The following is a 12,952-nucleotide window of genomic DNA, read 5'->3' as shown; positions in this document are numbered from 1 at the left end:
TTTATTTTTATTTTAGAGTATAAGTGCGTGCGTGCGTGCGTTTGCCATTATTGTGCCTTTCATAATTCTCCAAATTAAATCAAATCGGAACAACAGGGAGGTTGCTGACTTCCTTCGATTTGATTGTACATAGCGTATTGCGGATGAAGTTCAGCAATACCGCTTCCTTATTCGCCGGTGTGTCTTTGGCAAAATTCACGAAGTTGTGATAGACCAGATAATTGTTCAGGTATTTGGTTGCCACCCCTTTGAAACGGTAAACAATCAGATTTTTCAAACGGCTGTGGTAGCTATTGACGGTTTGAATGTTGAAGGCACCGACGGAGCGGCGCCCCCTCGGAATACGGATATGGCTCAAATTCATATCCAGCGATAATTTTTGATATGGTCTTAAGGAATCGGTGACAAACATGGAACCGGCGGCAACTTTGTCGGACAACACCTTTTGCAGGTCTTTCAAAGACGGTTTGCCCAGATTCCTGATTTTGGCAACAGCCTTCCCGTCCAAATTGATGCCGCAGGGAACACAAACCTGTTCTTTCGATAAACCGCGCCTCCCCGCCGGCGTTCCCCGTTTGTGTGCGGGACGCGGTAATTTAAAATCCCTGTGATGTCCTTTATAGGAAACGGTGGAATAGGTCTCGTCAGCTTCTACAATGCCGTCCAATTCTACTTCGTCCATCATATTCTGTAAGGCACCGAGAACTTTATGTCGCCAGTAGAAAGCAGTTTGCAGGGAGATACCGCAAATCCGGGTACTTTTTCGCAACGGGTATTTTTCTACCATACAGTGAATATATTTCTCCCAGACTTCGATATCTTTCTGTGTGTTGTAGAGGATGGTGCCGGTCTGTTCCACAAACGACTTCCTACAATCGTCGTTCCGACAGAGATACATTTGATTTCCGCATTTTTTGCCGTTTTTGACAAAATGTGCAGATTGGCAGTGCGGACAGCAGGTGATTTTCTTCGGTTCAACTACTTTCTTTATTTCGATTTCTTGGGAAACAGAGGCTAAAAACTGCTGCTTCTCGCTGTCCGGAAGACTTTGGAATAACTGTTTCAGAATATCCAATTTGCTTGTGACAGCCGACATGACGAAATCCCTTACAACTCAAATTGTTGTAAAGGATTTTATCAGATTGGGGTGAGTTTATCAACCTAGTTTCAAAACACAGCCACTTTCTTTGTTGCTAGAATCCTTTTTAAATTGCAGACTTTACCAGTAATATCTGCTCCTCAACTGACAGACATATTAAATGCCCAACCATAGACCTACTTTCATTCCAGTATCTATGCCAATACATTCAACATACTATAATGCCAAAACCCAACGATAATAGGTAATCAATTGATAAAATAGAATATATACTTCGAAGGAATATATCCGTATATAAAAACGGAAATTTAAAATGCCTCCGATATAATCGGAGGCATTTTAAATTGGCACGCCCACGGGGAATCGAACCCCGGTTACCGCCGTGAAAGGGCGATGTCCTAACCGCTAGACGATGGGCGCATATTGTGTGTCTTGTTGGCGCACCCGGAGCGATTCGAACGCCCGACCCTCTGGTTCGTAGCCAGATACTCTATCCAACTGAGCTACGGGTGCAGCACAATCACTTGTTCAAGTGATTAAGAAAGCGTGATAATACGGATTTATCTGAGTTCTGTCTATTATTTTAGACTTTTATTTTCAGTTGCTTTTTATAACTTATTGATTTTAAAATAAACTATTTTTCGACGCAAGTTGCAGCAATTCTGCCGCATGTTGCCGCGTCGTATCGGTAATGACTTCTCCGCCCAACATACGGGCAACCTCTTCGATCCGTTGGATTTCATCCAATATACTGATTTCGCTGACGGTTTGCTCTCCCTCGCTGTGCTTGCGCACCCGCCAGTGGTTTTCTCCGCAGGATGCGACTTGCGGAAGATGGGTAACGGCAAGCACCTGATGTTTTCTGCCCAACGCACGTAATGCCTTGCCGACCATTTCAGCCACTCCCCCTCCAATACCGGTATCGACCTCATCAAAAATCAGGGTGGGAACTTGGGTATATTGGCTGGCAACAACCTGTAAGGCAAGGCTGATACGCGCCAATTCGCCGCCGGATGCGACTTTGTTCAGCGGACGGGGCGGATTGCCTTTGTTAGCGGCAACTTGAAATTGAACCTGCTCTAAACCGTGTGCCGTCGGCGACGAAGGCAACAGGACGATGTCGAAACGTGCACCTTTCATGGCAAGGTGTTGCATATGCTCGGTCGTTTCGCCGCTCAAACGCTCTGCCGCCTGATGGCGCATGGCAGAAAGGATGTGGGCGGCTTCCTGATATTCGGCAAAATTGTGGGCAACATTATGCTCGAGCGCGTCCAAATCGGCGGCAGCTTGCAGGCTTTGCAGGCGTTCTTCGATTTCAGCCAGCTTTTGTGGCAACTCTTCAGGTTCGATCCGGTATTTTCGCGCCATCCCCATCAGTTCGCCCATACGCTGTTCCTGTGCCGCCAATTCATTGGGATTGATGTCGCTGCGACCTGCCACATCGCGCATATTGGCACTGATTTCGCCCAATTCGGCTTCGATGCTTGCCAACATATTCAGGCTCTCGGCAAAGCGCGGCTCGATGTTTTGCAGATTGGCCAATAGTTTTTGACATTGATAGATATGGCGTTGGATGCCGTTGTCGCCGTCAATCTTGCTTCCGACTTCTTCGGCGGCCTGCAACAGTTCGGCAGAATGGGCAAGGCTGTCGTGGCTTTGGCTGAGGGCTTCCCATTCGCCTTGTTTAATGTCCAACTGATTCAGTTCGTTAAACTGCCATTCCAGACGCTCCCGTTCGATAATGACGGCATCGGCGTGTTCCTGCGCCTCTTGGAGGGCTTTTTTCGCATTGGCCCAGTTTTGATAAAGCTGCCTGACGGTTTCCGCCTGCGCCCTGCTGCCCGCAAATGCATCTAGAAGATTCCGTTGGGCGGCTTCCTGATTAAGCGAATGATGGGCATTTTGTCCATGGATATCGATAAGCTGACTGCCGACGGATTTGAGTTGCGCCAAGGTAGCCGCCTGATTGTTGATAAAGCTGCGGCTTTTGCCTTTGGCATCGATAATGCGGCGGATACTGAGTTCTTCTTCTCCGTCGTTTAAAAGCCCCTGTTCATACAATTCTGCTTTTAAAACAGGTAAATGGGAAATATCGAACAATGCCGACAACTGCGCTTCTTTTGCACCGCTGCGGACTTGGCTGTAATCGGCTTTGTCGCCCAACAGCAGACCAATCGCATCCAAAGTAATGGACTTGCCCGCGCCGGTTTCTCCGGTCAATACGGTAAAGCCGCTTTGAAAATCCAGATTCAGATTTTCAACAATGACAAAATCACGCAAAGAAAGTGTTAGAAGCATCGTGAGGATTCCTTAGCAATTCTACCGACAAAAGCAATATCAACTTTAGATATACGAATTATAACTAAGATTTTTTAAATTAAAAATAAGTTTTTCCTTAATTTTTCTTAGTGCTTGTTTTTATCTGCTTATTTATTGCAATGCCGTCTGAAGCAATATGCATTTCAGACGGCATCCTGATTTCAATTAAGCAACATATCGGATGGTGCGGTTTCCGATTCTTCTTCATCAGCAGGGGGCATTTCCATTAAATCGGGCAAAACCAATTCGCCTAGTTCTGTCAACGGAGGCAGTTCTTCCAAACTGTTCAAACTCAAATCACTGAGGAACGTTGCCGTTGTCGCCCACAACGCTGGTTTGCCAAGCGTATCACGATGTCCGATTACCTCAATCCACCCCCGATCCTGCAAGGTCTGCATCACGTTCTGCGACACCGCTACGCCGCGTATACCCTCGATATCGCCGCGCGTTACCGGCTGCTGGTAGGCGATAATCGCCAGCGTTTCCATCACAGCGCGGGAATAGCGCGGCGCACGCTGTTCTTGGAGGCTGCCCAGCCGCTCGAATGCCGTCTGCACGATTTGAAAACGCCAGCCCTCGTGCGTATGCACCAGTTGCAACGCCCTGCCCTGCCAACGTGTTTTCAACTGCGCCAACACATCGATTAATTTGTCCTGCGACAGCGGCGGTACACACAATTCTCGCATGGTCTTTTCGTTTAAGGGTTCGACTTGAGTCAAAAGCGCAGCTTCAATCAGCGCGTCAGGAGAGAGTTTTTCATTCATAACATCAAGATTTAATTGTTTTAATATTGGTCAGTCAGCCTTAGATAAGGATTCTTTTCAGTTTTATATGTTGGTTTTATAGTGGATTAAATTTAAATCAGGACAAGGCGACGAAGCCGCAGACAGTACAGATAGTACGGCAAGGCGAGGCAACGCCGTACTGGTTTAAAGTTAATCCACTATAAATTTTACAAACAGGTCGTCTGAACAATCTGTCTAAGGTTTCAGACGACCTTTCTAAAGATAGTGAAACCTCTTTTGGCATTTCTCTATGCCACCCTACTCGTCCGCAGGCTTCTGCCCTTTGCGTTCCGCTTTTCTGGCTTCGCGAATGGCTTTGAGTTCGGCTTCTTTTTGGCGGGCTTTTTTAAGCCATGTTTCCCATTGGTTCGGCGTTTCGAGGGTGATTCTGCCGATTTTGCCTTCGCGGAAGTCGGTAAGGATGTTTTCGGCGGCTTTTTGGTAATTGACCCGTCCGCCGCTGAGGACTGCGCCGCGTTTTTTGGCTATCCACTCGAGCCACGAGTTGTCATCCCAGTGGCTACTGGGGTCTTTGTCGGCTTGGTAGCGTTCTTGCAACATAGGAAGGTAGTGGCGGCGGAGGTAGTCTAAAAGTTCGAGGGCGACTTCTTCTTCGTCCAACGCGTTGCGTCCGACTGCGCCGCCGGCGGCGAGGTTGTAGCCGCCTTCTTCGACGATGATTTTCGGCCACAGCATTCCGGGGGTGTCGTACAGCCAGAAGTCGTCGGCGAGGAAGAGGCGTTGTTCGGCTTTGGTGATGCCGGGTTCGTTGCCGGTTTTGGCGGATTTTTTGCCTATCATTCCATTGATGAGGGTGGATTTGCCGACGTTGGGAATGCCGCAGATGAGGACGCGCAGGGGTTTGTCTATGCCTTGCCGATGGGGAATCATCGCGCGGCAGACTTGGGTGATTTTGCCGTGCGCGCCGGTTTCGGAGGAATCGAGGGCGATGGCGCGCGTGTCGGACAGGCTGTTGTAGTGTTCAAGCCAGACCTTTGTGCGTTCGGGGTCGGCAAGATCTTGCTTATTTAAAATTTTGAGTTTGGGCTTGCCTTTGGAAAGCTGGGCAAGCAGGGGGTTTTCGCTGGAGGCGGGCATACGCGCGTCCAGCATTTCAATCACCATATCAACGCTTTTTGCACGCTCGGCGATGGCTTTTTTCGCCTTGTTCATATGGCCGGGAAACCATTGGATTGCCATGTCTGTTCTTTCTTCTCAATATTTGAAATGCCGTCTGAAACGGAGGACGGGGTTTCAGACGGCATAATGGTTTGACGGGATTAGCGGCCCGACAGGTTTTGTGCCTGTCTGTGCCGTATCAGCAATTCGTAACGCCCTTTCAACCTTCGGGCGAGTTTTTCGACAATATAGACCGAACGGTGCTGCCCGCCGGTACAGCCGATGGCGACGGTAACATAACTGCGGCTTTCGTCCTCCAAACGCGGCAGCCAACGCGTAACAAACCTTTCGATGTCGTCAACCATTTCCTGCACAAGCAGCTGTCCGTCCAAATAATCCCTGACCGGTTGGTCCATACCGGTGTAAGGTCTCAACTCGGGATCGTAATACGGGTTGGGCAGACTGCGCATATCAAACATAAAATCGGCGTTGTTCGGCACACCGTATTTGAATCCGAAGGACTCCAAAACCACCAGCAGTCCGGTACGCTCAACCCTCAGCCACTGCCGGACTGCATGGCGGAGCTGTTGGGCATTCATCTTGGAAGTGTCGATACAGTAGGCGATTTCCTTAAGCGGGAACAGCCATTCGCGCTCTTTTTTCAGGCTTTCCAACAGCGTCATGTCCTGACCGGCCAGCGGATGTCCGCGTCGGGTTTCGGAAAAGCGGCGGACCAGCACGGTCTCTTCCGCCTCGACAAACAAAACTTCAACCCTGTGTCCGAGTCCGCGCAGATAGGCAATCTGCTCGCGCGCTTGGGCAATGTCTATGCCGGAACGCACATCGACGCTGACCGCCAATTCGGTTTCGTCCGCACGTTCGATATGGTACGACACCAGCGACGGCAGCATTTCCAAAGGCAGGTTGTCCACGCAAAAATAGCCCAAATCTTCCATTTGGCGCAGTGCAACGGATTTGCCCGAGCCGGAAAGCCCGCTAATCAGGACGATTTTCATGATTCTGTTCGTTTTCTTTAAGTTGCGTCTGATGGCGTTCCAAAAATTCGCGCGTACTGTCTTTGCCGCGCAACTGCAAAATGTAATTGCGTACCGCCGCCTCAACCAAAACGGCGAGGTTGCGTCCGATGGCGACGGGCAGCGTTACCGAACGGACGTTGACGTTGAGGATGGATTCGGTTTCGGTGCGGATGCTCAACCGGTCGAGCTGCTTCATGTACTCATCGTCTGCGGCAACCAGGTTGATGATGAGTTGCAACACTTTTTTCGGCCGGATAGAGGTTTCGCCGAAAATATGGCGGATATTGAGTATCCCCAAGCCGCGCACTTCCAAAAAGTCGCGCAACATGGGCGGACAACGTCCTTCCAATGTTTCCGGACCGATGCGGAACAGCTCGACCGCATCGTCGGCAATCAGGCTGTGGCCGCGCGAAATCAGCTCCAATGCCAATTCGCTCTTGCCCAACCCCGAATGTCCGGTAATCAACACGCCGATTTCAAACACATCGAGAAATACGCCGTGTTTGACGGACGATGCCGCCAAGGTGCGTTGCAGGTAAATCCGCAACACGTCCATCAGATAGGGGCTTTCGAGTTTGGAAGTCAGCAGTGGAATATCGTTTTTGTGGCAATAGTCGCGCAGACCCTGGGAAACCGGCAAGCCGTTTGCCACAATGACCAAAGACATGGAAATATCAAACAGGTCGCCGAATTTGTAACCGATTTCACCCGATTCGAGGCGGTTCAGATATTCCGACTCCGCCAAACCGACCACTTGGATTTGGTTGGGGTGGATGAAATTCAGGTGTCCGACCAAGGCGAGGACGGGCTTGTCCGCCTCTACGCCGATACGGTTGTCCGCACCCGAATTGCCGGCGGTCCAGGCAAGTTGCAACTTGTATTGGTTGTCGTCAAACAGCCGGCGGACGGAGATACTGGGCATATTTTATTCTTCGGTCAGGATGGCGCGGGCTTCTTCCGCAGAGGAAACGGTCATCAGCGATTCGCGGATGCTTTTTTGGGAAAACTTGCCGGCCAATTTGGACAAGACTTCCAAATGCTCACCCGTTGCGTTTTCCGGCACCAGCAAGATAAAAACCAGAGAAACCGGCTTGCCGTCGGGCGCGTCGAATACGACGGGTTCGCGCGTGCGGATGAACGCGCCCGTCGCCTGCTTCACGCTCGCGTGGCGGCCGTGGGGGATGGCGACACCCTGCCCCAAACCGGTCGAACCGAGTTTTTCACGGGCAAAAAGACATTCGAAAACATCAGCATGAGGCAATGATGCCTCGCGTTCCAAAAGCAGGCCCGCTTCCTCAAACAGCCTTTTTTTACTGCCCACCTCCATATCCAAAACGATATGGGACAAAGGCAAAATTTCGCCGATAAGGCTCATAAGCTTCTCTTTTCAGACATCGCAAAACAGAAGGATTGTACCGACTGCCGGGGCAAACCTCAATCCCGCATACGGTACGGACTGACATAACACAGCGTTTTAAAAACATATTTTAACGCTTTTCGGCACAGATAGAAATGCCGTCCAAAGCAGTTTACGGCTCTTCAGACGGCATTGCCCTGCCTTATTTCGCGAAAAACGTATGGGCAAAAATAGCGGTAAACCACACCCAACCGATTCTGTTGTTTGCCAAAAACGTTTCAAAACAGATTTGCCGGACGCGGCTTTTGATGGCGGCGTATTGGCGGTATTGCAGCAGCAGGACGATGGGGATTGCCGCCCAATATGCCCATGCCGCACCGATAACCGCACCCAATACTGCCATCAGCAGGGTAAAGCCGCCATGACACAGCATAACGGCGGCGATGTCGTAACGCCCGAACGTAATGGCGGAGGTTTTGATGCCGATTTTCAAATCGTCCTCTTTGTCCGCCATGGCGTAAACAGTGTCGTAAGCCAGTGTCCATAAAACATTGGCAGCAAAGAGTATCCATGCTTGAGGCGGCACGTTTCCGACAACGGCGGCAAACGCCATCGGGATGCCGAAGGAAAAGGCAAGCCCGAGATAGAGTTGGGGAATCGGAAAAAAACGTTTGGTAAACGGGTAAGTCAGCGCAAGAAACAGCGCGGGCAGGCTCATCAGCCATGTCAGATGATTCAGCGGAATCAGGCACAATGCGGCAAGCAGGCACAAAAATGCCGTCAGCAGCAGCGCTTCTTTTTTCTTGACCCTGCCCTGTGCGAACGGACGGTTTTTGGTACGCTCGACAGCACCGTCAAAATCGCGGTCGGCAAAATCGTTGATGACGCAGCCGGCACTGCGCATTAAAAACGTGCCGATTGTAAACGCCGCCAATACCGCCAAATCGGGAATGCCGTCTGAAGCCAGCCACAACGCCCAGTAGGTCGGCCACAGCAAAAGCAGCGTCCCGATGGGCTTGTCCGCCCGCATCAGGCGCAGGTACACATCCAAACGGTCGGACAGGCGTAAAAATAAAGGGGATTTAGGATTCATATTGCCGCACAGCTTGAAAAAACGGTATTTTATCCGATAAAGCGTTTCAGTTCGGGCAGAAAATACTCGGTCAGCAGCATTTCCTCGCCTTGATGGGAAAACCGAGAACGCCGCGCGGCAAAGTACCGTCCGCATCCTTCGTCGGAAACGGCAAACTCAAATGCCGAACGCGCCCCTTCCAAATCGGCTTGAAACAGACGTTCGCCCAAAGGGCGCGTGCCGCAATCCAAGACGTTTTGCCAAAACGCCGAACCGACGCTGCACGCGCTTCGTGCCTGCACAACGGCAGTGCCGTCCAGTTTCAGAAACACATCGCGCACCCGCCGCCGTCCGTATTCCGTTTCTGCTTCGCCCGAGTACAGCAGCTCGACCGAAAACCGGTGCGGCAAGGCGCGCAATGCGGCGGTCAGCGACCGGGCTTTCAATAACCGGCTCATCGGCAGGCTGATGCCGTCTGAAACGGAGGAGGGCAACGTGTCCGTCCAGTGCAAATCGCTTGCTTGTGTTTCTTCTGTCATGTCTCTGCACCTCGGGTGAAATATCAAAGGGTTTCAAATGCGTCCAACTCCATCCATTCCGCTTCGGGAAAATCGGCTTTCAGACGGCATTTCAAGTAGTTCAGGCTGTCTTGCGCGACGCATTCGTCGGAACTGTCATGGATATGGTTGAATACGAGGCTGTGCAGGCGGATGCCGTATTGTTTGAGCGCGGCGAAACTGAGCAGGGTGTGGTTGATGCTGCCGAGCCATCCGCTGGTAACAAGAATGACGGGATAGCCTTGCTGACGGATATAATCAATAGTTAACAGATTTTCCGTCAGCGGAACCATCAAACCTCCCGCGCCTTCGACCAAGACGATTTCGTATTGCGCCGCCAGTTGCTGCGTGGCAGTGCGGATTTTGTCCAAATCCAAAGCCCTGCCGTCCAGTCGGGCGGCGAGGTGGGGTGAAGCGGGATAGCTGAAGATTTCGGGCATAGTCAGCCGCTGTTTGTCCGCTTCCTGCATCGGGATGCCCATAATTTTGCGGTGAACGGCGATGTCGTCGGCAATGTTTTGGCAACCGGTTTGCACGGGCTTTTGCGTGATTACGCTTTTGCCCTGCTGCAACAATTGTTTTGCCAATACGCCGGTGGCGACGGTTTTGCCGATGTCCGTGTCTATGCCGCTGACGAAGTAAACGCCTTTCATTTGCTGTGTTCCTTCAATATTTGTACGGTTTTATCCGCAAGTTCGGTCAATAGATCGTCTGAAATAATGTAAGGCGGCATCAGATACACCAGCCTGCCGAACGGGCGCACCCAAATGCCCTGCGCCACGCAATCCGCTTGAAAACGCGCCATATCCACGCCTTTTTCCAACTCGATCACGCCGATGGCGCCCAAAACGCGCACGTCTTTCACACCACGAATGTCCCACGCGGTTTTCAGACGGCATTTTAAGATGCTTTCAATGCGGCGGATATTTGCCTGCCAGTCTTGGGACAAAAGCAGCTTGACCGAAGCGCAGGCAACGGCACACGCCAGCGGATTCGCCATAAAGGTCGGGCCGTGCATGAACACGCCCGCTTCGCCGCGCGAAATCGTTTCGGTAACTTTTTGCGAAGTGATTGCCGCCGCCAGCGTCATATAGCCGCCGCTCAAGCCCTTGCCGATGCACATAATATCCGGCACGACGTTCGCGTGTTCGCAGGCAAACATCTTGCCCGTGCGCCCGAATCCGGTGGCGATTTCATCAAAAATCAACACGATATCAAACTCATCGCACAAATCGCGCAATCCGCGAAGATACTGCGGATGATAAAAATACATGCCGCCCGCGCCCTGCACGACCGGTTCCAAAATAAAGGCGGCGATATCCGCATGATGCGCTTCAAACAAGGCGCGGACAGGCTGCAAATCCGCCTCGTCCCATTCATCGTCGAAACGGCTTTTCGGATTATCGACAAAATAACGCTGCGGCAACGCGCTGCCGAAAATATGGTGCATCCCCGTTTCCGGATCGCAAACGGACATCGCGTTCCAAGTATCGCCGTGATACCCGCGCCGCACCGTCGCAATATTCTGCTTCGCGGTCAGACCCCGCGCCTGCTGGTATTGCACTGCCATCTTCAGTGCGACTTCCACCGAAACCGAACCCGAATCCGCATAAAAAATACGGTCCAGCCCCTGCGGCAAAATCCCAACCAACAATTTGCCCAGTTCCACCGCAGGCTCATGCGTCAAACCGCCAAACATTACATGCGACATTTGCTTAATCTGCGCCTCAACCGCCTGATTCAAAACAGGATGATTGTAGCCATGTATCGCACACCACCAAGACGACATCCCGTCAATCAGCTGCGTGCCGTCCGCCAATTCGATAAACACCCCTTCTGCACGTTTGACAGGATAAACGGGAAGCGGATCGGTCATGGAAGTATAGGGATGAAGCAGATGGGTACGGTCGAAATCAAGCAATGATGATGTGTGTTGATGTTCAGACGGCATAAGTTTCTCTCTTTTCTTCTTACTGTATTCAAACGCAAACGCGTATTCTACTCCGACAGACCGCTTCCCACACCTTTCCATCCGTTTTGGGCGCAAAACCGCGAAACAAATCGTTCCGCAGCATAAGCGCACACCGTTTCGCATTCCTCAAGCCTGATTGGAATCAGACGGCCCAACGCCCAATACCGTTTCACACAGCCTCCGCCCGACGCTTCAATCAGTCATAGATATAGTGGATTAACAAAAATCAGGACAAGGCAACGAAGCCGCAGACAGTACAAATAGTACGGCAAGGCGAGGTAACGCCGTACTGGTTTTTGTTAATCCACTATATTTTCAAACCGGAAAAATGCCGTCTGAACCTTCAGACGGCATTCCATTCATATTTATTCGTCTTTTTTGTGTTCGATGGCATTTCGGGAAAGATTGCCGCCGTAAGGCTCTTCAACCGTATATTCCCCCTCGATAATATCATCATCGTGGGAAAAACCCTCTTTTCTGCCCGATTGGTTCATGTTGAAAAAATTTTCCGCACCTCCTGCCTGCAACACTGCCCCTCCCTTAAACGGCAGCAGCAGCAATACCGCCAACACCGAGGATACGAATCCCGGACTCATCAGGCAGACCGCCGCCACCGTATAACGGATAGGCCACAACATCTGATAAACAGACACCTTCCCGCCGCTTTTTACCGCCGCACCCGCCAATAAAAGACCGGACAGCCCCGTATGCCTGAGCATCAGCACACCGGCGGCAAAGGCTGCCGCCATCAAAAACAGCGTCCAGCCGCCGCCCAGCCAATCGGCAACCCACACAATCGACATAATCTCCAAAAACAGCAGCACCAAAAAACCAATACCGAAGAATCTCATTGACCGTCATCCTTATATTTAAGTGAACAGCAAACCGCCCGAACAGGACTCCAAACGACCTGCCTGTAAATGATTACAAAACCATGTGCTTCAAGCAGAAACAATGTGAAATCACGCAATAATTATTTTTTAGCGTGTAAAACAAAACCGGCTGCATACCTGCAACCGGCCTCAAATCAGCACAATTCCTTATCCAAATCCGCCAACAGGTCTTTCAGACCGTCTCCGATTTCCTGAAGCGTAACCGGACGGTTGCCGTCCGAACCCGACTCCGCACCTTCTGCATACGGTGCAAACGTGCTCTTCAGTTTCAACAGTTTCACCACATCCAAACGGGTGTAGCGTTCGCCGCCGTAACCGACAACCACGCCGTGATCGTGCTGCCATTGCGCAAAACCATAGGGGCTGATTTGCAACAGTCCGCACAACTCGTCCAGCGTGAAATAGCGTTTTGCAGGAATCGTCAAATCAACGTTGTTTGTCATAGTAGTGTTCCACCATACCTTTGAGTTTCTGGCTGGCGTGGAAAGTAACGACGCGGCGGGCGGTAATCGGCACTTCCTCGCCGGTTTTCGGATTACGGCCCGGGCGTTGCGGCTTGTCGCGCAACTGGAAATTACCGAAACCGGAAATTTTGATTTCCTCGCCGCGCGCCAAAGTGCTGCGGATTTCTTCAAAAAAGAGTTCGACGATTTCTTTGGCATCGTTTTTGGTGACGTTGCTGACTTTATCTACCAAAATATCGGCCAATTCGGCTTTAGTGAGAGTCATATGATTACCTTCT

Annotated in this window: 14 protein-coding genes and 2 tRNA genes; all 16 read right to left on the bottom strand. The window is 51.1% G+C overall.

Features of this window, described 5'->3' with window-relative positions:
* Positions 1-79: 79 nt before the first annotated feature.
* Complete coding sequence (locus tag Q9J79_RS00315) at positions 80-1,096, bottom strand: IS1595 family transposase (protein ID WP_301911554.1); 1,017 nt, start codon at positions 1,094-1,096, stop codon at positions 80-82.
* Between the two features lie 348 nt (positions 1,097-1,444).
* Positions 1,445-1,519 (bottom strand) — tRNA-Glu (locus tag Q9J79_RS00310).
* Positions 1,520-1,535: 16 nt separating this feature from the next.
* Positions 1,536-1,612 (bottom strand) — tRNA-Arg (locus tag Q9J79_RS00305).
* 111 nt (positions 1,613-1,723) lie between these two features.
* A complete protein-coding gene (recN, locus tag Q9J79_RS00300) occupies positions 1,724-3,397 on the bottom strand; it encodes a DNA repair protein RecN (RefSeq protein WP_301911555.1) in 1,674 nt (557 codons plus the stop codon).
* Between the two features lie 182 nt (positions 3,398-3,579).
* Positions 3,580-4,182 (bottom strand): SMC-Scp complex subunit ScpB, encoded by a 603-nt coding sequence (gene scpB, locus Q9J79_RS00295; RefSeq protein WP_301911556.1) that lies wholly within the window; start codon positions 4,180-4,182, stop codon positions 3,580-3,582.
* Between the two features lie 279 nt (positions 4,183-4,461).
* Positions 4,462-5,403, bottom strand: a complete 942-nt coding sequence (gene ylqF, locus Q9J79_RS00285) for a ribosome biogenesis GTPase YlqF (RefSeq protein WP_301911557.1) — start codon at positions 5,401-5,403, stop codon at positions 4,462-4,464.
* Between the two features lie 80 nt (positions 5,404-5,483).
* On the bottom strand, positions 5,484-6,338 hold the full coding sequence (gene rapZ / locus Q9J79_RS00280) for an RNase adapter RapZ (RefSeq protein WP_301911558.1): 855 nt from the start codon (positions 6,336-6,338) through the stop codon (positions 5,484-5,486).
* A complete protein-coding gene (gene hprK, locus Q9J79_RS00275) occupies positions 6,319-7,281 on the bottom strand; it encodes an HPr(Ser) kinase/phosphatase (protein ID WP_301911559.1) in 963 nt (320 codons plus the stop codon). Before hprK ends, rapZ begins: the two co-directional genes overlap by 20 nt.
* Before the next feature lie 3 nt (positions 7,282-7,284).
* Positions 7,285-7,734 (bottom strand): PTS IIA-like nitrogen regulatory protein PtsN, encoded by a 450-nt coding sequence (gene ptsN / locus Q9J79_RS00270; RefSeq protein ID WP_118791869.1) that lies wholly within the window; start codon positions 7,732-7,734, stop codon positions 7,285-7,287.
* 184 nt (positions 7,735-7,918) lie between these two features.
* Positions 7,919-8,809, bottom strand: coding sequence for a 4-hydroxybenzoate octaprenyltransferase (ubiA, locus tag Q9J79_RS00265; protein WP_301911560.1), 891 nt, complete (start codon positions 8,807-8,809; stop codon positions 7,919-7,921).
* Between the two features lie 29 nt (positions 8,810-8,838).
* On the bottom strand, positions 8,839-9,327 hold the full coding sequence (locus Q9J79_RS00260; RefSeq protein WP_301911561.1) for a chorismate--pyruvate lyase family protein: 489 nt from the start codon (positions 9,325-9,327) through the stop codon (positions 8,839-8,841).
* 23 nt (positions 9,328-9,350) lie between these two features.
* The gene (bioD, locus tag Q9J79_RS00255) at positions 9,351-9,998 is read right to left on the bottom strand and encodes a dethiobiotin synthase (RefSeq protein ID WP_301911562.1); all 648 of its coding nucleotides are present in this window, start codon (positions 9,996-9,998) and stop codon (positions 9,351-9,353) included.
* Positions 9,995-11,296 (bottom strand): adenosylmethionine--8-amino-7-oxononanoate transaminase, encoded by a 1,302-nt coding sequence (gene bioA, locus Q9J79_RS00250; RefSeq protein WP_301911563.1) that lies wholly within the window; start codon positions 11,294-11,296, stop codon positions 9,995-9,997. The genes bioD and bioA overlap by 4 nt, the downstream gene beginning before the upstream one ends.
* 386 nt (positions 11,297-11,682) lie before the next feature.
* Positions 11,683-12,168: an FxsA family protein gene (locus tag Q9J79_RS00245; RefSeq protein WP_301911564.1), complete on the bottom strand. Its 486-nt coding sequence runs from the start codon at positions 12,166-12,168 to the stop codon at positions 11,683-11,685.
* A gap of 176 nt (positions 12,169-12,344) precedes the next feature.
* Positions 12,345-12,653 carry a hypothetical protein gene (locus tag Q9J79_RS00240; protein ID WP_003707968.1) on the bottom strand — a complete coding sequence of 103 codons (309 nt, stop codon included), beginning with the start codon at positions 12,651-12,653 and terminating at the stop codon, positions 12,345-12,347.
* Entirely contained in the window at positions 12,637-12,939 is a 303-nt protein-coding gene (locus tag Q9J79_RS00235) for an integration host factor subunit alpha (protein ID WP_003675494.1), read from the bottom strand. Before Q9J79_RS00235 ends, Q9J79_RS00240 begins: the two co-directional genes overlap by 17 nt.
* Positions 12,940-12,952: the final 13 nt, after the last annotated feature.

This window comes from Neisseria viridiae, from assembly GCF_962747995.1.
GTDB classification, from domain to species: Bacteria; Pseudomonadota; Gammaproteobacteria; order Burkholderiales; family Neisseriaceae; genus Neisseria; species Neisseria viridiae.
Note: the sequence above shows the minus strand (reverse complement) of the source record. Positions and strands in the feature narration are given on the sequence as shown.